16 protein-coding genes are annotated in these 21,177 nt (G+C 63.6%); 4 read left to right on the plus strand and 12 right to left on the minus strand.

Annotation, left to right across the window (positions count from 1 at the left end):
- Positions 1 to 12 precede the first annotated feature (12 nt).
- The 3 genes from NKK50_RS25365 to NKK50_RS25375 form a co-directional block, all read right to left on the minus strand.
- Positions 13 to 1,011, minus strand: coding sequence for a GlxA family transcriptional regulator (locus NKK50_RS25365; RefSeq protein WP_032888631.1), 999 nt, complete (start codon positions 1,009 to 1,011; stop codon positions 13 to 15).
- Between the two features lie 17 nt (positions 1,012 to 1,028).
- A complete protein-coding gene (gene folD / locus NKK50_RS25370; protein WP_023834058.1) occupies positions 1,029 to 1,928 on the minus strand; it encodes a bifunctional methylenetetrahydrofolate dehydrogenase/methenyltetrahydrofolate cyclohydrolase FolD in 900 nt (299 codons plus the stop codon).
- Between the two features lie 355 nt (positions 1,929 to 2,283).
- On the minus strand, positions 2,284 to 4,572 hold the full coding sequence (locus NKK50_RS25375) for a GumC family protein (RefSeq protein ID WP_352543999.1): 2,289 nt from the start codon (positions 4,570 to 4,572) through the stop codon (positions 2,284 to 2,286).
- Between the two features lie 198 nt (positions 4,573 to 4,770).
- Between NKK50_RS25375 and NKK50_RS25380 the strand changes: the two genes are divergently transcribed.
- Positions 4,771 to 6,066, plus strand: a complete 1,296-nt coding sequence (locus NKK50_RS25380; RefSeq protein ID WP_023669300.1) for a lipopolysaccharide biosynthesis protein — start codon at positions 4,771 to 4,773, stop codon at positions 6,064 to 6,066.
- Here NKK50_RS25380 and NKK50_RS25385 read toward each other — a convergent pair.
- From NKK50_RS25385 to NKK50_RS25395, 3 genes are read right to left on the minus strand one after another with little or no spacing between them, the layout of a single operon-like run.
- Complete coding sequence (locus NKK50_RS25385; RefSeq protein ID WP_023669299.1) at positions 6,063 to 6,986, minus strand: DUF6492 family protein; 924 nt, start codon at positions 6,984 to 6,986, stop codon at positions 6,063 to 6,065. The genes NKK50_RS25380 and NKK50_RS25385 overlap by 4 nt on opposite strands.
- Positions 6,983 to 7,777, minus strand: coding sequence for a WecB/TagA/CpsF family glycosyltransferase (locus NKK50_RS25390; RefSeq protein WP_023669298.1), 795 nt, complete (start codon positions 7,775 to 7,777; stop codon positions 6,983 to 6,985). Before NKK50_RS25390 ends, NKK50_RS25385 begins: the two co-directional genes overlap by 4 nt.
- The gene (locus tag NKK50_RS25395) at positions 7,774 to 8,946 is read right to left on the minus strand and encodes a glycosyltransferase (RefSeq protein WP_023834059.1); all 1,173 of its coding nucleotides are present in this window, start codon (positions 8,944 to 8,946) and stop codon (positions 7,774 to 7,776) included. The genes NKK50_RS25390 and NKK50_RS25395 overlap by 4 nt, the downstream gene beginning before the upstream one ends.
- Positions 8,947 to 9,118: 172 nt before the next feature.
- Here NKK50_RS25395 and NKK50_RS25400 point away from each other — a divergent pair, with 172 nt between their 5' ends.
- From NKK50_RS25400 to proC, 3 genes are all read left to right on the plus strand, one after another.
- Entirely contained in the window at positions 9,119 to 10,117 is a 999-nt protein-coding gene (locus NKK50_RS25400; RefSeq protein ID WP_023692395.1) for a glycosyltransferase family 2 protein, read from the plus strand.
- Positions 10,086 to 11,405, plus strand: a complete 1,320-nt coding sequence (locus tag NKK50_RS25405; protein ID WP_023746238.1) for an O-antigen ligase family protein — start codon at positions 10,086 to 10,088, stop codon at positions 11,403 to 11,405. Before NKK50_RS25400 ends, NKK50_RS25405 begins: the two co-directional genes overlap by 32 nt.
- Before the next feature lie 83 nt (positions 11,406 to 11,488).
- Entirely contained in the window at positions 11,489 to 12,304 is an 816-nt protein-coding gene (proC, locus tag NKK50_RS25410) for a pyrroline-5-carboxylate reductase (RefSeq protein ID WP_023832763.1), read from the plus strand.
- A gap of 22 nt (positions 12,305 to 12,326) precedes the next feature.
- On the opposite strand, the gene NKK50_RS25415 is transcribed toward proC, so the two are convergent.
- From NKK50_RS25415 to NKK50_RS25440, 6 genes are all read right to left on the minus strand, one after another.
- Complete coding sequence (locus tag NKK50_RS25415; protein WP_023740456.1) at positions 12,327 to 13,226, minus strand: MBL fold metallo-hydrolase; 900 nt, start codon at positions 13,224 to 13,226, stop codon at positions 12,327 to 12,329.
- 269 nt (positions 13,227 to 13,495) lie between these two features.
- Positions 13,496 to 13,888, minus strand: coding sequence for a type II toxin-antitoxin system VapC family toxin (locus tag NKK50_RS25420; RefSeq protein ID WP_023738240.1), 393 nt, complete (start codon positions 13,886 to 13,888; stop codon positions 13,496 to 13,498).
- Positions 13,888 to 14,130: a type II toxin-antitoxin system VapB family antitoxin gene (locus NKK50_RS25425; protein ID WP_023669292.1), complete on the minus strand. Its 243-nt coding sequence runs from the start codon at positions 14,128 to 14,130 to the stop codon at positions 13,888 to 13,890. Before NKK50_RS25425 ends, NKK50_RS25420 begins: the two co-directional genes overlap by 1 nt.
- 78 nt (positions 14,131 to 14,208) lie before the next feature.
- Positions 14,209 to 15,522 carry an NAD(P)H-dependent oxidoreductase gene (locus NKK50_RS25430; RefSeq protein ID WP_023834060.1) on the minus strand — a complete coding sequence of 438 codons (1,314 nt, stop codon included), beginning with the start codon at positions 15,520 to 15,522 and terminating at the stop codon, positions 14,209 to 14,211.
- 152 nt (positions 15,523 to 15,674) lie between these two features.
- Positions 15,675 to 17,069, minus strand: a complete 1,395-nt coding sequence (locus NKK50_RS25435) for a multicopper oxidase family protein (RefSeq protein ID WP_352544000.1) — start codon at positions 17,067 to 17,069, stop codon at positions 15,675 to 15,677.
- A gap of 182 nt (positions 17,070 to 17,251) precedes the next feature.
- The gene (locus NKK50_RS25440) at positions 17,252 to 21,088 is read right to left on the minus strand and encodes a caspase family protein (RefSeq protein WP_352544001.1); all 3,837 of its coding nucleotides are present in this window, start codon (positions 21,086 to 21,088) and stop codon (positions 17,252 to 17,254) included.
- Positions 21,089 to 21,177 lie beyond the last annotated feature (89 nt).

Genomic DNA, 21,177 nt, shown 5'->3' on the forward strand with positions numbered 1-21,177 from the left:
CTCAGCACCGCGTCAGTACGTGGTGCGCCGCTCTTCGGAAGGCGGACGGCCGAACTGCAGCCGATAGCTCTGCGCGAAATAGGAGTGCGAGGTAAAGCCGGTGGCAATGGCCACGTCGAGGATCGGCATGTTGGTCTGGCGCAGCAGTTCGCGCGCCCGCTCAAGCCTGAGCCGCATGTAGTAACGACCGGGCGTGACGCTCAAATGGCGCAGGAACAAGCGCTCGACCTGGCGCACCGACAGGCCCGCCGATTTGGCAAGCTGCACGGCTGATAGCGGCTCGTCGAGATGGTCGGCCATCAGTTCGACGATGCGCCTTAGCTTCTCCGACTTGCCGGTCAGGTCGCGCTCCGGCCCGACGCGCTGGCGGTCGCCGGCGGAGCGGATGCGCTCATGCTGGAACTGGTTGGCAACGCCGTTGGCGAGGTTCGAGCCGAAGTCGCCACGCACGATCTCCAGCATCAGGTCGATCGAGGTGGTGCCGCCGGCGCATGTGTAGCGCTTGCGGTCGATCTCGAAGACGTTGCCGGTGCAATTGATGTCGGGAAAGCGCTCGACGAAGCCGGCGCGGTTTTCCCAATGGATGGTGCAGCGATAACCTTCGAGCTGACCGGCTTCGGCCAGGAGGTAAGAGCCCACCGACAGCGCGCCGAGCGCATTGCCGCGCCGGCCCCAGCTGCGCAGCGCCGCCAGCACCTTGCTCTTGCCGGGGAACTCGACCGACAGGCCCACCGACACGAACAGGATATCGACCGGCGGCAAATCGGCGACGGCATAGTCGATCTTGAGCGGCAGGCCGTTGGAGGCCATGACGGGATCGCCGTCGGCCGAGACCGTCGTCCAGCCATAGAAATCGCGGCCGAGCAGGCGGTTGGCCGAGCGGAAGGTATCGATCGCCGCTGCCAACGAAAACATCGAAAACTTGTCGACCAGCAGGAACGCGAATTGCCGGCCCCCTTGAACGGGATCATCCACGACCGGCCGTTCAGAGGGAATAGTAAGGTTCGGCAAAGAAGCTGCTTTCTGGGTCAGAAGGAAGGCCGCTTCAAGCCGGCCGCAAGGTAGGCTGAGGCTAACGTATTGGCCATCAGCATGGCAATGGTCATCGGTCCGACACCGCCGGGCACGGGGGTGATGGCGCCGGCGGCCTTGGCCGCTTCGGCATAGGCTACATCGCCGACGAGGCGGGTTTTGCCTTCGCCTTTCTCGGGTGCGGCAATGCGGTTAATCCCGACATCGATCACGGTGGCGCCGGGTTTGACCCAGTCGCCCTTGATCATTTCGGGCCGGCCGACGGCGGCAACCAGAATGTCGGCTGTGCGGGCCAGCGCCGGCAGATCCTTGGTGCGGCTGTGGGCAATGGTGACGGTGCAGTTGGCGGCAAGCAACAGATTTGCCATCGGCTTGCCGACGATGTTGGAGCGGCCGACGACGACCGCGTTGAAGCCGGAAAGATCCTTGCCGCGCACGCGTTCGATCAAAAGCATGGAGCCAGCCGGCGTGCAGGGCACGAAGGCTGTTTCGAGTTCGCCGGTGCCGAGCTTGCCGACATTGATGAAATGAAAGCCGTCGACATCCTTTTGTGGCGCGATGGCCTGGATGATCTTGCCGGCATCGATATGGGCGGGAAGCGGCAGCTGCACCAGAATGCCGTTGATGGCCGGATCGGCGTTGAGTTCGCCGATGATCTTCAGCAGTGCCGCTTCGGACGTGTCGGCCGGCAGTGTGTGCTGCAGCGAATGAAAGCCGCATTCCTTGGCGGTGCGCGACTTCGACGCGACATAGACCTGGCTTGCCGGATCCTCGCCGACGATGACCACCGCCAAGCCGGGCTGGGCCTTTCCCTTGGCGACCAGGTCCTCGGTCAAGGCCTTGACCTTCTGAACCACGTCTGCGGCGACGATCTTTCCGTCAATCACTTCGGCCATGAACCATCCTCGACATCATTCCAGCCAAGGCGCGGCGCGCGCCTTGAACGTTGCTTCGTGCATGTCGTTGTTCCAAACGTTCCGCCCATTCGGGTAAAGCCCGACGGCAGCGTTTTTTGGGCGCCATGCTGCGCGGCATTGTCACGAAATTTGGCCTAAGCAATCCCGTCAAAGCGCCGTCACATGCCGTAAACTCGAAACCGGCAGCTTTTATTCTGTGCTGACGGGCTCAGAGCGACTCATCCTTTCACGGAAAGGCTGAACCGCTCTATTTCTTGTTTTGACGCAATTCCCAAGGGAAAGCGCGCTACGCGCTTTTCCCGGGAAAACCGTTTCACACTTTTCCTGGAATTGCTCAGAAATAGCGGCGGTGCGAACGGCTTTCGGTGAGTTCGCGCACCGCTTCGCGAAATTCGCGCAGGCTGGCGCGGATATCGTCGATTTGCGCCTGCTGGTCTTCCGGCGCCGCCCCAGCGGGCTGCGGAGAAGACCACGGCCCGGACGCCGCGGGCATCGGCTGAGCCTGCGAATAGGCATAGTCAGCCGGCTGACGAGGCTGCGCGTAGCCAGGCTGCTGCGCAGGGGAATTGGCGTGCGGAACCTCGTTCCGGAAGTCCGGCTGGCGATAGCCCACAGGCTCCTGCACCGGCCTTGTATATTCGGCGGCTGGTTGGGCGCGGTAGGTCTCGACGGGTTCGCCTGACGTCCCGCTACCCGGCGCGGCTTTGCGCATCGCCGAGAACAGTCCGTCGAACAGACCTGGGCTCCGGGCGGGAGCGGCCGCGGTCGGCAACACCGGAGGTGCTGCCGGTGGCGGCGCCACAGGCAGCGGCGCGCGATAGACCTTGTCCTCGACCGGAGGGGGGCGCTCGTCCATTCTGCCGCGCGAACGCGAATTGGCAGCGCCGCGCAGGCTGGCAAACGCGCCGCGCATGGCGCCGACACCGATGCCCGAAGCAAGCCCGAGCAGCAGGCCGGCCATCGCTATTACAGCCCGCGACGGTCCGTTGGGTTCGAGCGGCGGTTGCGCGGGGGTCATCAGATTGATGTTGGTGGTGTTGATGTTTTGCTGTTCGCCGGTCTCCTTGGCGCGCAGAAGGTACTGTTCGTAGACGGAGCGTTTGGCCGTGGCGTCACGCTCCAGTTCGCGCAGGCTGACCAGATCGCTGTTGACGTCGCCGCTCTGGACCTTTGCCTGAGCCAGGCGGGAAGCGAGATCCTGCTCAAGCTGAACCGAGCGCTTCAAATCGACCTGCAGCGACGAGGCGATGCGGCGCAGTTCGCCTGCGATGCGCTCGCGCGAGCCGTCGAGCTGGGCGTTGAGCGCCTGGTATTCGGGATGACGCGGTCCCAGACGCACGGCGGCGCGGTCGGCCTCCTGCTTCAAAACTGCATATTGCGCGCGCAGTTCGCTCATCGTGTTGGAATTGATTTCTTCCGGCAAGGTGCCGTTGATGACCGAATTGACGTCCAGCGAACGCGCCGACGCGGCCCGGGCATTGAGTTCCAGCGTACGGGCCCGGGTGACTGAGAGCTGCTCGTTGAGCTTCAGCATCTGGTCGTCGCTGATCAGATGGCCCTGCGCGTCGACGAGATCATGCGTGGCCCTGAAATCCTCGACCTTGCGCTCCGCTGTCTCGACATTCTTGCGCAGGTCATCGAGCTTGGCCGTCAGCTGGTCCGTCGCGCGCCCGGCCATCCCGAACTGGTATTGGGCCGCCTCCTGCTCGAAAACGTCCCTGGTCGTATTGGCTATCTTCGCCGATTTGTCGGCGCTTTGAGTGGTGGCGCTGATGGAAACGACAAAGCTCTTGCCGCTGCGCTCAACCGACAGGCTCTTGGCCAGATTGCCGACCGCCAGCGCCTGGCGGCGCACTTCACCGCCGCCGCCAGGGCCATCCTGGCGCGACAGTATCGAGCGAATGAGCGACAGGACGCCAAGGCCGCCAGAGCCCTGTCCGTTGAATTCCGGATCGTCGACGAGATTGAGATCGGCCACGACCTTGTCGAGGACCTTGCCGGATGTCACCATCTTGATGCGGGTTTCGACAACAGCCAGCGCCGCATCGGGCTGCCCGACCGGTTGGGTGAGATCGTTGTCGGAAAGCTTCAGGTCGCCTGGCTCGATGACCATCTGTGTGGTGGCTTCGTATTTCTTCGGTGTCGAAACGGCGACGGCGACGCCGAGCACCGTGCCCAATATCGTAGTCGAGACGATCAGCAACTTGGAACGACTAATGCCGCGGACGACCTGGAGCGGATCGATCAGCGGCTTCCATTCCTGCCCGTCATCGTCGTCGCGGTCCAGTCGCTGCTCGTGGAAAGAGCGGAGCTCATAGGCGGCGTGCTGCTGACGCCGGCCGGAAACAGGCTCCTCACGCGCGCTGGCGGCCGAAACGGGTTCGCCGTCGGCCTGGAACTGCGGCGGCTCGGGCGGTGACGTTGGCGCCGGATTCGACCGCGCCTCGCGTTGCGAGCGGGCTATGCGGTGACGCGTGGCGGCGTCCTCGCGCCATGACGGATCCACCCGGTCACCGATCGAGACCGCCGACGCATCCGCCGCCTCATCGCCGCGCACGGCTTTGCCGAGCGCCAGGAGGGAGCGCTCGCGCCTCCAGTCTTCACGGTTTTCCCTGTCGACCATTGTCTCGAAACTTTACCTTCGACGGCGCAGGAGCGGCGGTCGGCCAATCGTTAAGTCACGCTAAACAGGCATGGGAAACAAAAGGTTAATTTCCGAAGTCTGCAAGTGAAAGTTTCTCGCTTCGCCACGCATTGCCGGGATCTGTAAAATGGCGTCAGAACCGCACGTTAAGCTTTGCGGCTTACGGCTTTCCTCGATATGACGCAGGCCAGCGACATACCGCAAAGGCGGACACTCGCCCGCATCGGCACCTTCCTCGCCGAAAGACGGGGGCTGGTTCGCGACTATCTTTCAGCCATCAGCGGCGCCGGCGGGCGGCTGGTGTTCTCGCTTGCCTATTTCATCGCACTTGCCAACACGCTGTCGATTGCCGAGTTCGGCATGTTCGCCACCGCCTCGGCGGCCGGCGTCATGCTGTCGCGCATCCTCGCTTTCGGCTTCATCTCGGCGCTTTACCGCACAGCCACCATCCGCCCCAATCTGATCGGCACCTTCACCGCCGGCTTCCTTTTGCTTGGCGCCGTGTCCTTACCACTGCTGGCGGCGGCCTCCTGGGGCGTCTACCTGATCTTCTTCGCCAGCACCGTTCCGCTGGCCGTCTTTGCCGCAATCGTCTTTGCAGAGGCGCTTTTGTGGCGGCCGGTCGAGGTGGTGCTGATCGTCAACAACGGGCTCGGCAAATTCGGCCGCGCCGCCGTGCTGTCGATCGTGGCCACGGCGTTCCGCGCGCTGGGCGCCGTGCTGTTCATGCTATCGGGCCAGCACAGCGTCTGGATCTGGTCGTTGTTCTACATCGGCGCCAACGCCGCCTCGCTGCTGCTGGCCTTCGGCTTCTATTATCCACGCCAGCGGCTGAGGCTGCGCACCGAGCTCTATCTCAGGCGGCTTGCCGATTCGATCTATGTTGCAGGAGCCGAAGTGCTGTTCTACCTGCAGTCGGAATTCGACAAGCTGCTCGTGCTGGCGATCGGCGGGCCGCATCTGGCCGGCATCTATGCCATCATCATGCGGCTGGTCGACCTGACGGCAATCCCGATCCGCACCTTCTCGATGATGCTGGTGCAGAGGATGATGCGGGCGCCGGAGCTGTTGTCGCGACTGCGGGTCAAGAGCGGTATCGAAGCCGGCGTGTTCCTGGTGTCGACATTGGCACTGGCCGCACTCGGCATCGTGCTGCATTTCTTCCCCAATGCACTTGGCCGGAATGTCGCCGAGGCGGCGCCCTTGGTGGCGTTGGCAATCGGCGTGCCGGGACTGCGCAACCTGGTCGAATACCAGGCCGAGCTGCTGTTCGCGCGCGGCCAGACCGCGCTCAGGGCGCTCAACCTCGGCCTGCTGGCGGGGCTGAAGGCGGTGCTGTTGACCTATGTGCTGACCACGATTGCCGACACGCCCAGGCTTGTCGTATCGCTCAATGTCGTCTTCCTGCTGCTCTATCTCGCCTCGGCGCTGCTAACCTATTCGGCGCTGCGCAAGCCCGCCAAGGCAATCTAAGCCAATCCGATCAGGCGGCGGATGCGGCCGATATCGGTGCCGATGAAGGATTGCATGCCGATCGCCACCTGCCCCGGTGCCATAGCGGCGACGAAGCTGCGGAATTCGTCATCCGACAGCGCCTCCCCGGTCCAGTGCACGCGGCAGAATTCCTCCGAGCCGTGGAAATGGCCGGCGCCCCCCAGCACATCGTCGACATAGCGGCCATAGATCATGCATTCGGAGAACCGGCGCACTGAAGCGATGACCTCGACCCAGCCGCGCGCGTGCACCTTCTCGATCTCGGCGCACATCGCCGTCACGGTCTGACGGCGCCAGGCGATCAGCGTCGAAATATAGTCGTGGTTCGAAACCTCGGATGCATCGATACCAATCGCCGAGGCCGCATTGCGCGACCAGATGCGATGCTCGTCGTGACCGTCGCTCGACAGCACGCCGTCGCGCCGGAACAGCCGCACCTTGCCGTCGCGCCAGAAGGCGCTCAGATCGAATGGCTTGAGGAAGGCGACGTCGGAATCGCAGAAGACCAGCACGTCTTCTCCAGCATGCGCAGCGATGGCGATGCGGCGCAGCTGCTGCACATGCCAGCCGCGCAGCGGCTGGGTCTTGAGACTGAGCCAGATGCGACGGCGAAAGAGGCTCATCGGATCGTCGAACACACGCAGCCAGCGCGGCAGCAGGTCGCGCTCGTCGACAACGCTGCGGCGGTCGTTTTCCAACTGGCGAAACAGCGCCACGTCGCGGTGCTCGACCAGAATGTAATGATGCGCCAAGCCGGAGACATGGCGGTCGAGGGTCTCGCACAACAGGCGGCAGCGTTCGAAATCCGGCGCATAGCTGGCGGTCACCACCGCCGCCGTCGGCGTTTGCGGCAGGGCACCGGTCTCGGCTGCAGGGCTCGGCACGACGCGGCTGTTCACCGCAACTCTCCGGCGGGCTCGGGCCGACGCGAGAATTTCTGCCTGACGACACGCAGCAGGAACACCGGATTGCCGACGACGTAGCGGCGCCACAGCCGGCCGGGCTCGATGCACAGACGGAACAACCATTCGAGCCTCAGCTGGCGCATCCACAGAGGCGCCCGCGGCACCGTGCCGGAGAGAAAATCGAGCAGCGCGCCGACGGCGATCGGCAGCGTGCAGTGGCGGGCATCGATATGACGGGCGATCCACAATTCCTGGCGCGGCACGCCCATGGCCACAAGCAGCACGTCGGGCCGCAATGCCTCGATGCGATCGACGATCGCCTGCTCTTCGGCGGGGGAGAAATAGCCGTCATGGATGACGACGAATTCGTGCTGCACCGCCAGAGCGGCTAGCCTGACCGACGCCGCCTCGGCGTTGGCGCGGGTGGCGCCAAGCAACCCGACGGTCAGCGGCCTCGCCGATGCCTGCAGAAAGGCCGGAATGAGATCAGTGCCGTTGAGATTGTCCGGGAACGGCGCGCCGTAGAGCAGCTTTGCCGCCAGATCGACGCCAACGCCGTCAGGCAGGATGAGGAAATCGTCGAGCGCCTCGGCAAAGACCGGATCGGTAGAGGCGATGTTGGCGTTGTGAGCGTTGAGAAAACTGACCTTGGTGAAGCGCCGCTCGGCAATCAGACGAGCGAGCAGCGCGATCGCGTCATCCCAGCCGATGGCAAGGACCGAAATGCCAAGGATCGTCTTCAGCGTATCGAGCCCGAAGGCGGCGCGGGCGGTGTGCATGTTCATGCAAACACCTCCTCCCCCACCGACCCGAGCTTTTCCAGGCCGAGCCTGATGGCGGCATCCAGTGCCTTGATCTGCCGGCGGTGAAAGGCGCTGCCATCGACATCCTTGACATCGGCCGCCGCTGCCTCCAGCGCGCCGGCGAAGGCGGCCGGATCGTCGGTGACGAAACAATTTGCCGGGCGATGATCGATGCCGCGCAGCGAACGGCTGGTGGCGACCGACGGCAGGCCGAGTTCGAAGGTTTCGATGGTCTTGAGCTGAACGCCGCTGCCCGCGGTGCTGATCAGTGGGATGACGGCGGCGCCGCGCACGAAATCCTGGGCGTCGGGCACGCGGCCGACAAATTCGACACCGGGATGGGCAGAGGTGATATCCGACGGCATGTTGCCGGCGACCCTGATGCGAAAGCTCCGGCGAAGATGCGGCACGACTTTTTCCAGGAACCAGTCGAGGCCGATGCGGTTCGGCTGCCAGGTCCAGGTGCCGATCAGCGCCGCGTCGCAATCGATGCGGCGCGGCTTGACCGGCTTTGGCGCCGTGGCAGTGGTCACCAGCGGCAGCACCGCCGAGCGGTCGTCGCTGGCAACGCCGAGTGCGGCGCGGTCTTCCTCGGCCAGCGTGAAGACGAAGCGAGCCCGGCGGCAGAGCCGCTCCTCCATGGTCTTGAGCAGCCTGGCCTCGCGGGCAAACAGCAGGCGCTGGAAGCGACTGTTTGCTGCTGCCGCATTCTCTTTGGCCGAACCATGTTCGACATTGTGGGCGACGAAAATCGAGGGACGGTCGGCGAACAGTTTTTCAAAGGCGCCGGCGAACTGCACCGAATTCAGGACATAGCCGTCGAAGGGACCGGCGCGCTCGATCGCGGCACGGACTTCGCTGTCGGAAACCGCGCGCAGCTTCACGGAAGCGAAGGTGAGCCCTGACAGCACCGCCTTGCCAAGCCAGGCGAGCTTCTGCCGCGCCGAGGCGCTTTCCGTGCGCACGTCGACGGCGCCGAGCACGAAGGTGTTTTCGGGGTCGCTGGGCGCCTTGCCCGGCCAGATGAAGCCAATGACGGTGACGCGCACGCCGGCGCGCCGCAAGGCGGCGATGATCGCAGCATTGGCGATCTCATAGCCCGAAGCGAGAGCGCCGTCGGGCACGATCGATGTGGCGAACAGCAGATGCATCTCACCTATCCAGGCGTCAGCCACTAGCAAAGCTGGGTGAACCCTTGATTAAATCACGCAACGCAACGGCTGAAAGGCGCGGACCGGCAGGCGCCGCTGCGAAAGGTGATTAACGAAACGTTATCGTCGCGGTGTTATCGAAAGCCAGATTCAAAACATGCGGCTGGAGCGGATGATCCCTTTGCCATCGGACGGTTCGGTTTCGATTGCGGGACGCTCTCCGGGGCTCGCCGCAGAGACGATGGAAGCCGTCGTCACGCTGCCGACCTTCAAGCGGCCGCAACTGCTGCTCGAAACGCTGGCGTCGCTCAAGGCACAGCAAACCAGCCGGCGCTTCGCCGTCATCGTCATCGAAAACGAGGCCGAGGCGCGTGAGGGCGCCCAGGCGGCCGTGCCGCTGTTCGAACGCGACGATATGAAGGGCATGGTCATCATCGCGCATGAGCGGGGCAATTGCAGTGCCTACAATGCTGGCTGGCAGACGGCGATCCTGCATTTTCCGGATTTCCGCCACCTGCTGGTCATCGACGATGACGAGATCGCCGACGCGGACTGGCTGGAGCGCATGTGCAGGACGGCGGAGACGCTTGGCGCCGACATTGTCGGTGGCCCGCAAGTGCCGGTGTTTACCGATCCTGCTCACGCCAAATGGGCCGAGCACCCGGTGTTTGCGCCGCCCTATCGCCAGACCGGGCGCGTGGCCGCACTCTATTCCTCGGGCAACCTTCTGGTCGGGCGCAATGTGCTCACCATCATGGGGCCACCCTTCCTCGACCTGCGGTTCAACTTCATGGGCGGCGGCGATTCCGACTTCCTCAGCCGCTCGGCGCAGAAAGGTTTCGTGCTTGGCTGGTGCGCCGAGGCAAAGGTGCGCGAAGGCGTTCCGGCCCGGCGCGTCGAGGCTGACTGGATCCGCGCCCGATCCTTACGCAACGGTGTAATCTCGACGCTGGTCGAAAAGAAGAAGCGCGCCGGCACGCCATTCGCCGGCGCCAAGGTGTTTGCAAAAAGCCTGGCGCTGCTGATAGCCTCGCCCGTGCGCGGCGCAATCAAATTGGCGCGGACAGGATCGCTGTCGACGGCGCTTTACCCCGTCTATGTCTCGCTCGGCCGCGTGCTTGCCGAATTCGGATACGCCAATGAGCAATACAGGCAGCCTGAGAAGAACTGACGAGCTGCTGCTGGGCGGCATCGTCACCCGCGACGGCGTGGCGACGGCGATTGCCGCGCTGTTGTTTGCCGTCGTCATCGTGTCGTTCCGGCCGTTTCAGCCGGCAGGCGCGGAACTGACCGGCGACGGCGGCGACATCGTCAACCAGCTCGGCTTCAGTTCGCTCGGCGCCATTTCGACCTTCTCACTGCTGACGTTCGCCGACCCCAAGATGGTGCGCTCGCTGCTCAGCCCGTCCTGGATCCTGATGCTCGGCTTTTTCATGCTTTCGGTCATCAACGCGACCGACCCGTCCTCGGCCATGCGCGCGGCCTTCTTCACGCTGCTTGGCGTTCTGACGATAGCGACGGTCCTGGTGCTGCCGCGCGACGCCGACAGTTTTTCGAAAGTCATCATATTCTGCGCGATCGTCGTTATCGGCCTGTCCTATATCGGCCTCATCGTCTTTCCGCATGAGGCCCTGCATACGGCCGATTCGCAGGAGCCCGAACATGCCGGCCTGTGGCGTGGTGTGTTCGCCCACAAGAACATTGCCGGACCAATCATGGCCTGCTTCAGCTTCGCCGGCCTCTATCTCTTCCGGCGCGGCCAGAAGTTCTGGGGCGTGGCGATCTTCGGCGCGGCGATGATCTTCATGCTGCACACCGGCTCCAAGACGACGGCCGGCCTGGTGCCGTTCTCGATCCTGATCGTCGTGCTGCCGGGCCTGATCGGCATGCGGTTCGGCACGCCGATCCTGTTTGCACTGGCGATCATTGCGACGGCCATCGGTACCTTAGGCATCGTCTTCATCCCCCCGGTGAAAGAGCTGGCGGCCACCTATTTCCCCGACCTCACCTATACCGGACGCACGACGCTGTGGGAGTTCTCCGGCGAGATGCTGGCGAAGAAGCCCTGGACCGGCTACGGCTATGAAAGTTTCTGGGGCACGCCGCTGCTGCTCAGTCAGGACCAGCCCTTCGACCGGGCCTGGGACATCCGGACCATCGTGCATGGCCATGACGGCTATCTCGACATTGCGGTGCTGATGGGCATCCCGGCGCTGTGCGTTGCCGTCTACACTTTCGTGATCGCGCCGCTGCGCGACTACATGCGCATCCCGCCGCGCAAGGAGAACATCTATCTCGGTGACTTCTTCATGATGGTGGTGCTGTTCACGGCGCTGAACGCGTTCCTGGAAAGCTTCTTCTTCCATCGCGGCGACCCGGTGTGGCTGTTCTTCGTGCTCGGCGTGCTTGGCTTGCGGCAAGTGTCGCTGCGGCCGATCGCGGTGCGCCGGCGACCTTGACCGGCTGGCCTGAGCACCCCTTGAGGGGCTTTCCCGTCTGCCCGCTAGCGTCTAAGGAGAACCCTTGTCTCGGAGGGCTCTCAATGACGATCAGGCTTGTTCTCGCCGGTTGCGGCAATATGGGTTACGCCATGCTTGCGGGCTGGCTGAAATCCGGCAAGCTTGCCCCGCAAGCCGTGTTCGTGGTCGAGCCCAATGCCGAATTGCGCAAGCGCGCCGAGCACCTCGGTTGCAGTGTCGCCGCGGACGCGAACGGGATCCCCGCCGACGCAGAGCCCGACCTCGTCGTCATCGCCGTCAAGCCGCAGGTGATCCGCGACGTCGCCGCCGCCTACAAGCGCTTCGGCGACGGCAGGACCACCTTCGTCAGCATCGCCGCGGGCACGCCGGTCGCCACCTTCGAGCACATACTCGGCCATCTCGCGCCTGTTATCCGCTGCATGCCCAACACGCCGGCCGCGATCGGCAAGGGCATGATGGTGGTCTATTCCAACCCGCTGGTGACCGACGACATCAGGCGTTTCGTTGCCGAGCTGCTGTCGGCGAGCGGTGTGGTGACGACGATCGACGACGAAGGCCTGATGGACGCGGTGACGGCGGTTTCGGGGTCCGGTCCGGCCTACATCTTCCATTTCATCGAGGCGCTTACGGTTGCAGCCGAGAAGGCCGGGCTGCCGGTCGAGACCGCCAGGCTGCTGGCCATGCAGACCGTCTATGGCGCTGCTGCACTCGCTGCCGAAAGCGGCGAGAAGCCCGGCGTCCTGCGCCAGCAGGTGACCAGCCCCAACGGAACCACGGCAGCCGCCCTTGCCGTGCTGATGGGCGAAGACCGGCTGACGAAGCTGCTGACCGAGGCGGTGGAAGCCGCGCGGCTGCGGTCGGTGGAATTGGGGAAGTAGCCGAGGCGCTCGCGGGGCCGTATCAGCCCCACTTCATCTCACCCTTGGCGACCTTTGCGCCCAGTTCCAGGGACGAGACGTCAAGAAGATCGGGATAGCGCCGCTTCATCGCTGCAATCAGCTCGACGCTGGATTTCGCTTTTTCGGCTTCCTTATTGAAAGCTTCGAGGTAGGCGCGGGTGAATTCCACGGCCGCCAGACCGTCCGGTGCACCGGCTACCTGATGGGACGGCACCACGATGTTTGGTTTGCGGGACGCGATTTCGTTGAGCGCGGCAATCCATTTCTTGCGGTCGTCTACGGTTGGCTCGTCGGCAACCCAGACATGTACGCCGGACGAGATCAGCACGCCGCCGAACACCGCTTCAAGGCTGGGCACCCAGAGATACCGCCGGTCTTTCAGATCGGCGACGGTGACGATCTCGATCTTGTTTCCTTCGATTTCAAGTGAGGTGATATCGGAAGCCTCGGGAATGACGACATCCGCCAGGACCTTCGGTCCATTGTCCTTGAGCTGTGGGCTCCAGACATCCAGCTTGGCTTGCACATTGGCTTTGATGGCCGCAACCGTTGCGCCGGCCGCGATGATCTTGGCGCCGGGGAAAGCATCCGCGACGGGACGGAGGCCAAAATAATAGTCAGGGTCGCTGCAACTGACATAGATCGTCGTCAGGGTCTTGCCCGTCGCCTTGATCGCATCCGCGACCGCACGGCCATCGGACAGGGTAAATCCGCCGTCGAGGAGGATGGCTTCTTTTTCCCCGGTCAGCAGCACCGGCGTGCGGCGGAAACCATTCTCGTCAGCCTGAAAATGGGTCCATTCCAGCTTGGCGGCGGCCTTGGCTGCAAAAGCCAGAGGCTGAAGCATGGCAACCATGCCCGTTGCCAGAAGGGTTTTCATCGTCTCGCGTCTTGTCCAAATGGTTTGCAAGATTTCAATCCTCAATGGGGGTTCAACTGATCGAGATTGGCATCTCGGCATGGTTTGAAAAACCCGGATCAAAAAGACAGACTGTATGAATGGATCACACAATGGCAGCCGATGGTCTGCGTCGTCAGCACGAGCGCAATGATCAGGCGTGTTGCGCGACCAGGTCAACAGCCCATGGCGCGAGCGCGGCAGCATTTGGCCTGCTGGGCGGGAGCGGCTGACGAAGCTGCTGGCCGAATCGTGGAACTGGGGGAGTAGGATCAGGCCAGATCGGTGTGGGAAAAGTCTTTCCCTTTGTAGAGTAAGGGCATCCCACAGCTTTTTGCCGAGGCATATGACAGGCAGTCAGCGAGATTGAGCTGAGCCGGGTGGCCGCGACGTTTGCCATAGTTCGAAAAAGCCTGGATCGCGAGCTTGGCATCACCGATTTCGATCGGAACCACCTCGATCTCGGCCTCACGCAGGAAGTCCTCTATCGCCTTTTCGGCGAAGAGCGGCTCCACCACCAACTTCGATGAAAGCCGCATCGCCGCTTCGAGCACGACCAGCGGAGATGTTATCCGTATCGAGGCCTGCCCGATCCGGCGGCTCCAATCGGCGGCGTCTTCCTCTCCGGCGAGGACAGCGATCACCACCGAGGTGTCGATGAACATCAGGAATGTCCCCACATCTCGTCGATCTCATCCTTAGTCAAATCCCTGCCGCCGCTTCCCGCCTTGGCCTTCAGATCGTTCGATATGGCGGCCAGCCGCTCAGCCAGCGGAACTCGTTCACGTTCGCGCTGAAGCTCGGATTCGAGCGCCTCGATCACCGCCTCGGTCATTGAAATCTTTCGCTTTTCGGCAAGCTGCCGGGCGAGGTCACGGGCGCGCGGGTCTCTGATCTGGAGATTCATCCTGAGCCTCCGTTCGGTGCCACTACAACATAGGGAGTTGTCATGACAAGGCCAGCCCGACTGGCCTGTCATCCAATCTCAGCTCCCGTACAGCATCTCATCCTGCAGCTTGCGCAAAGCGAACAGCCTGGTCGTGCGGTCGGGTGTGGCGTTGTCGGTGGTGATGAGCTCGCCCTTCCTGACCGGCTTCAGCACCTTGCCGCCTTCGAGCAGGCCGACCGGCACTGCCAGATTGGCGCGCGCCTCTTCGACGGTCATGGTCCAGGAGCGGTAGCAAGTCTCGCCGATGGCATCGAAGGTCTCGCCCGTGGCGAGATCGCGCTTGGCGACCGCGCAGACCTCGGCCACCGGCTTCGGCAGCGGCACCATGTCGGGGCGGCCGTAGAGCATGATACGCGCTGCCGTCAGCGGCACTTCCAGCGAGGTCAGATGGTAGGGCCGGAAGAAGCTGTAATAGGGGCCGTGGCCGATATGCAGATCGTCCATGCGCTCGACGATGCGCGGATGCGTCGCCTCGACGATGACGAAGACGCCCGGCGCCACACCCTTGCCGATCGTGTAGTCGACAACACCCTTCTTCGACAGGATGCCGCCATCGGCGCGCGGTATCAGCACCTTGGCCAGCTGGTCGCGGTCGGCCTTGGGCCCGTGCATGCCCGGCACATCGGGCACCAGCCCGGTGGCGTTGGCGATGGCGCACATCTCGACCATGGTTTTCGAGCCGTCGACGAACTCGACCAGCATGCGCGGGTTCATGTTGCGGCGAAGGGCTTCCTCGCGATAGTCATCCGGAACGGCATCGTGGTTGAGCGGGTTGTTCTTGCCCTTGCCAGCCGAGACGATGGTGTAGCCGAGCGCGGAGGCAAACTCGATCAGCTCCATGCAGCTCGACGGCTCGTCGCCGGCGCCGACCGAATAGACGACGCCGAGCCGGTCTGCCTGCTGCTTGAGGTAGCAGCCGATCGTGACGTCGGCCTCGACATTCATCATCACCAGGTGCTTGCCGTGCTCCATCGCCTTCAAGTCGAAATCGGCGGCGACACCAGGCTTGCCGGTGGCGTCGATCACGACGTCGATCAGCGGATTGGTGACCAGCATCTCGTTCGAGGTGATGGCGATTTTCCCGGCCTCGATCGCCGCGGTGACTTTCGAACCCATGTCGGCCTCGACCGCCATCGCCTCGTCGCCATAGGCGATGCGGATGGCGTCGCGCGCCGTGTGCGGACGCCGCGTCGAGATGGCGCAGATCTCGATACCGGGCATCAGCATGCCTTGCGTGACCAGGTCGGTGCCCATTTCGCCGGAGCCGATGACGCCGATGCGCACCGGGCGGCCCTCGGCGGCGCGCCTGGCGAGATCGCGGGCCAGTCCGGTCAGGGCGACATTGGTCATGCAAGCGTGTCCACGGCTTCTTGATTGCAGGCGGGAATAGCAGGGAACGGCCCCGCTTTGCCAACGAAACCAGCGGACGGCGGCAATTTCTCCGGCAACAGGCCCGGCAGGTGAGGCCAACCCCAGTAGAGGCTGATTGACCCGCCTCGGCGTCAAACCACCCTGATATAGCTCGTCATGCCGGTTTTCTGATGTTCGATGATGTGGCAGTGCAGCAGCCAGTCGCCGGGATTGTCCGCGACGAAACCGAGCTGAACCTTCTCGTTGGGCTGCATGAGATAGGTGTCGGAGATGACCGGCTGAACCTGGCGTGTCGACGACGACAGCACCTTGAAGCTCATGCCGTGCATATGCATCGGATGCGATTGCGGCGTCAAATTCTCCATGTCGATGACATAGCTTTTGCCGAGCTTCAGCTCGGCCAAAGGCGCGGTCGGGTCCGGCGTGTCGCCCGGCCACGGTACCTTGTTGATGGCCCAGAAGGAGTAGCCTAGCGTGCCGCATATGCTGTCGCTCGGCACGTTTTCCGCCGTGGCGCTGAGCGAGAGCGCGATGTGTTTCGCGCTGGCGAGATCCACCTCCGGCACCGGGTTGGCTTCCAGCGGTGCGAGGTCGCGCAGGTCGCGCTTGAGCGAGCTGCCGGTGGCGCGCAAGGTGGCGAGGACCTTGGGTTTGGTGCCCCTGATGTCGCCCAGGCTGACGATCGCGCCCTCCTGGTCAGGCATGCGGATGGCGAGCTCCATGCGCTGCCCCGGTCCGAGCAGCAAGGCATCGGGCGCAAAACGCTGCGGCACCGGATTGCCGTCGAGCGCGATGACCGCGGCCTCCGCACCCTCGACGCGAAACGCGTAGATGCGGGTGACATCGGTGATGGCGACCCGCAGCCGCACCAACCCGCCGGCCGGCGCGTCGAATTGCGGCTGGTCGAGCCAGTTGGCGGTGCGCACCGTGCCATAGGTTCCGGTTTTTGCGGCATCGCGCGGCCGGAATTGCTGGATGAACTGCGCGTCGTCGCCGAGGCGCCAGTCGCGCAGATTGACGATTGCCTCGGCGTCGAATTTGGGATCGTTGGGGTTTTCGACCACGATCACGCCGGTGAGGCCATGGCCCATCTGCTCCAGCGTGTTGCAATGCGGGTGATACCAGAACGTGCCGGCGTCGGGCGGCGTGAAGGCGTAGTCGAAATGATCGCCGGTATAGACGTAAGGCTGAACTAGGAAGGGAACACCGTCCATCTTGTTTGGAACGCGAATGCCGTGCCAATGGATGGTCGTCGGGTCGTCGATGGCGTTGACGAGACGCGCGGCAAAGGGCTCGCCTTTTTTCATCCGCAGTACAGGCGGCATGCCTGATTCACCATACGTCAGGACATCCCGGGTCTGGCCGATATCCATGAACCTGGCCTGGATCTTTGCCGTCTTGAGAACCACCGGCTCCGGTGCGGCCGCGGCCCAGCCACCAAGCCTGGCCATCGCTGCAAGGCCAACGCCGCCGACGCCGGCAACCGCAGCCGTTTTCAAAACCCTGCGGCGGGTGAGTGAGGTCATCTGGCGCTCCAACGGAATATGATTACCTGCCGCCCTGAATGACGGGCGGCGACCGGCGCACAAGCCGATACTGCCACATCGCATCTCTGTCACGCCATGGCGAGCCGATGACGTTTGCTTGCGTAACAGCGTGAACACTGGCGTGCCCACCATTCGCCCGCATCCGGGAGCGCGGGCTCGGATTAATGCAACTCGGCCAGCAACGCCTGTGCCTCGGAGAGGTTCTTTTCGGAACCGGCGGCGAGATCGTCCATCTTCTTGTCACGGAAGATGACGAGCGCGTCCTGGCATGCGGCGATCGCTTCCTGTGCCATCGCCTTGTCCTTGCGGGCGGCGCCCAGATCGACCAGCACGTCGCACAGGCTGTCCTGCGTGAAGGCGACAGCCGGCACCGAATTGATCTTCTTTTGCACCACGATCGCCTCGCGCAGGACCAGCACCGCCTCCTCGAAATGCGCGACATTGTTTTCGGCGCGGCCGGCCATGGTCAAGGCATAGCCCATCTCGTTGCGCGCATTGGCCCAACGTTCGGGATCGCGGTCGCGACCGAGCTGCTCGGCAAGCGCCCGGTTGACGACAATCGCCTCCTCGTACAATTCAGCCGAAGGCTCGCGGGCCGCGATCATGCTCAGCGTCTGCGCGAGACTGGTCTGGTTGGTGATCCAGAGATCGGGATCGCGGGCGATCGTTCGCACCGTGGCGAGGTCGCGGTAGATCTGAGCGGCTCGTTTCAGCTTGCCGACATCGTTCGCCCAGTAACCAAGACTCGACAGCCCGCCGGCGAGATTGTTCTGATTGTTCTCCCAGACAGCCAGCGCATTCTCGCGCGTTACCACGCTGAGCGCTGCGTCATAGGCGGCAATCGCGCGGGTGAGCAACTCGACGTCCTTGCCGTCCGCGGCCATCAGCAAGGCATTGCCGATATCGCCCTTGGTGCGCGCCCATTGCATGCGGTCGGGAAAACCGTCGTAGATCCGCGCTGCCGTCTCGAAGCTCTGCACGGCCTTGGCGTAGAACGTGGCGTCGCCACCAATCCGGCCCTGGCTGTAGAGGGCAAAGCCGAGGTCGTAATTGATATTGGCCCACTCCTCCGGGTCGGCGTCCTTGGAGTAGGCGGGGAGCGCGGCTTCCAGCATGTCGGCTGCTTGCGCCAGCAAGTCCAGGTTGGATGTATCGTCGCCCAGGATCGACAGGGTCTGGCCGAGCACGCGCCGCGTCTGGCCGATCTCCGTGACATCACCGCCTTTCGTCTGCCCGTCGAGCGCCGCCCGCAGCGCGTCGACCGATTGCTGCAGCAGTTGATCGTCAGAGGCCAGCTTGCCTGACATCATCAACGCGCAGCCGAGGCGGAATTCCGTCTTGGCCCAATTGGCTAGGTCCTTGTCGCGGGTGCGAACCCTGAGCACCTGACCGTAGACATCGATCGCCTGCCGCAGGGTCGAGATGTCCCCCGCGCGTTCGCCCCAGTTCGATAGCGTGCCTGCAAGGCTGTAACCAATCGAAGCGAACTCGCCCGGCGCGGCGGTTGCGGTATAGACCTCCCATGCCTGACGATACGCGGTCACCGCCTGAATGTAGTAATCGGTTCCCGTATCGAGATCGCCGAGCGTGTCGTTGACCGATCCCAGATTCTGCTGCAGCGAAGCCCAGTCAAGCGGCAGTTTCTCACGCGGATATTCGGACAGAGCGGCCTGGTACGCGGTGGCTGCCTGCAGCAGCAGTTCCTTGTTCTTCTGCTTGGCGCCGAGGCGCTGCAAGGCGTTGCCGAGCGTCAGCTGGCCGTTGGCCCAGCTCGCCGCGGCGTGCTCGCGCGTCCAAACCGTAAGCGATGCCAGGGCGGCGTCGCGCGCCTGCTCAAGCGTGGCGACATCGCCGTTAATGGTTCCGATCGATTCCAGCGCCGTGCTCAGATTATTCTGGATTGTCGCCCATTGCGCCGGCGCGCGTTCCCTGGTCATTTCGCCGGTCGCCGCCTGATAGGCAGCAACCGCCTGCTGCATGGTCGCGATATCCTTTTCGCGCTCACCGAGGCGGTAGAGCGCTGCCCCCAGATTGACCTGGCTCAGCGCCCAGTCGAGCGGTACGCGCTCTCTGTTGTATTCCGTCAATGCCGCACGATGCGCCTCGATCGCCGCGCGGAAACTGTCCGATGTGGTCTGGCGTTCGCCGATCTCGGACAGCACGATGCCGAGATTGTTCTGCGTCGCCGCCCATTCCAGCGGCAGTTTTTTCGACGACTGTACCTCGAGCGCCGAGCGGAACGCCGCGACTGCCCGCTCAAGCAGTGCCGTCCCGTTCTCGCGCTGGCCGAGCCGCCAGTAGACCGTGCCCAGATTGCCATAGGTCGATGCCCAGTCGTCAGGGTAGGCGTCATGCGTATAGACGGTCAGCGCCTGCTCATAGGCGGCAGCTGCCTTGTCGAGGTTGTCGCGGCCGGCTTCCCGTTCGCCCAAAGTAGCAAGCGTGGCGCCCATATTGTTCTGGGTGGCCGCCCAAAGCAGCGGCAACTTTTCGCGGGTGACATAGGTCAATGCCTGTTCATAGGCTGTCAGGGCCTGGGCGAGATACGCATTGTCGCCGGAGAAGTCCCCTTGTTCCGACAGAGCGTTGGCCTCTGCCGCCTTGTAGTAGAACGCATCTTCGTCGCTCCATTTGGCAGCTTGCTCGAAGGCCTTGGCGTAATCCTGCGCAGCCTCCTTGAAGTTGAAGGAGATTTCATAAGTCCTGGCACTGCTGGCGAAGACCTTTGCGAATTCCAGCCGCTTTGCCTTCAGCTCGGCCTCGGCCTGGTCGATCGTAGACGAAAGTTCGCCGATGCGGGCCTTGGCCTGCTCGTTGAATTTCTGCGCCGCTTCGAGCGCGCCTTCCTGAACCGCCTGTTCGGCGAGTTTCGATAGCCTGGCAATTTCGGGGTCCGGGTTTTTCAAAGTCTCGCGTTCAGCCAACACGTGTTTCAGCCGTTCGGTCTGGCCACGCAGCAGCTTGTCGAGCTCAGCCGGATCCTTGGGTATGTCGACCCCGAGCGCCTTCAGCATGGCGTAGAGCCCATCCATCGGCACCTTGCCGTCACGCGATATGGTTTCGATCTGGCGGCGCTCCGGCTCGGGCAGCGTCGAGATGGTCAGCAGGAGCTGGCGCCGCTCCCTGAGGATTTCGCCCTCATCACCTTTCGGCGCCTCGGCGGGGGTACCGAAATAGAGCAGCCGGCGCAGGCTCTCATTGACCCAGGGCCGCTGCTGGCCATTGGTCTTGAGATAGACCTCCTCGCCGATCATGCGCAAAACGGTGCCGAATTCCTCGCCGCCCATCGTGTCGATGTGGCGCAGGATCGCTGCCGCATAGGGGCTGTTGCCATCGGCCGGACCGTCCAGCGCAACCTTGCCGGGCTCGGCGGCAAAGGCGATGACCTGGCCGAGGCTGCCGTCGACCGAGCCCTTGGCGTCGGCGCCGCCCTTCAGGGAAACCACGCCGCGCGTTTCCCCGAGACCGTCGGCGCCGATCGGCTTGCCTTCGTCGCCCGGCGCCAGCTTCAGGAGCGTGCCCGGCGGGAACGGATCGTTGCGGCAGGCGTCCAGCAGAACGATGGTGACCGGCACCTTGGCCTTCAGTTCGGCGACGATGGACGACAGCGGCACCAGCTTTTCGCCGGCATTGTCGAGCGCCGAGATATCGGCATCGACAGGGACTAGATAATTCTCGCCGCCGGCTTCGATGCCGTGGCCGGAATAGTAGATGATGGCGACATCGGCGCCCTCGGCATCGTCGACGAAGCCTTCGAGATCGCGCCGCAATTTGCGCGCGTCGCGGTTGGTGGCGACATTGGTCTCGAAGCCGAGCCTGTCGAACATCTCCTCGATGGCGCGGGCGTCGTTTTCCGGATTGGGCAGTTTGCCGACATGCTGGTAGTCGGACTGACCGATGATGAGCGCGACGCCTTTCAGCGCCTTCGGCTCTTCAGCCAAAGCGGGGCCAAACGCGCATAGGCACAGCGCCAGTGCCGCAGCAATTGCCGCGCACATGCGCTCTGTCGCACCTGCCGTTCGCCCAAAGAGCATTCTCTACCCCAAAACCCAACGCTATCTTCCGCAGGCGAGATGGCATCATGATG

It is taken from the genome of Mesorhizobium sp. M0001, from assembly GCF_040324255.1.
In the GTDB taxonomy this organism is placed as follows: domain Bacteria; phylum Pseudomonadota; class Alphaproteobacteria; order Rhizobiales; family Rhizobiaceae; genus Mesorhizobium.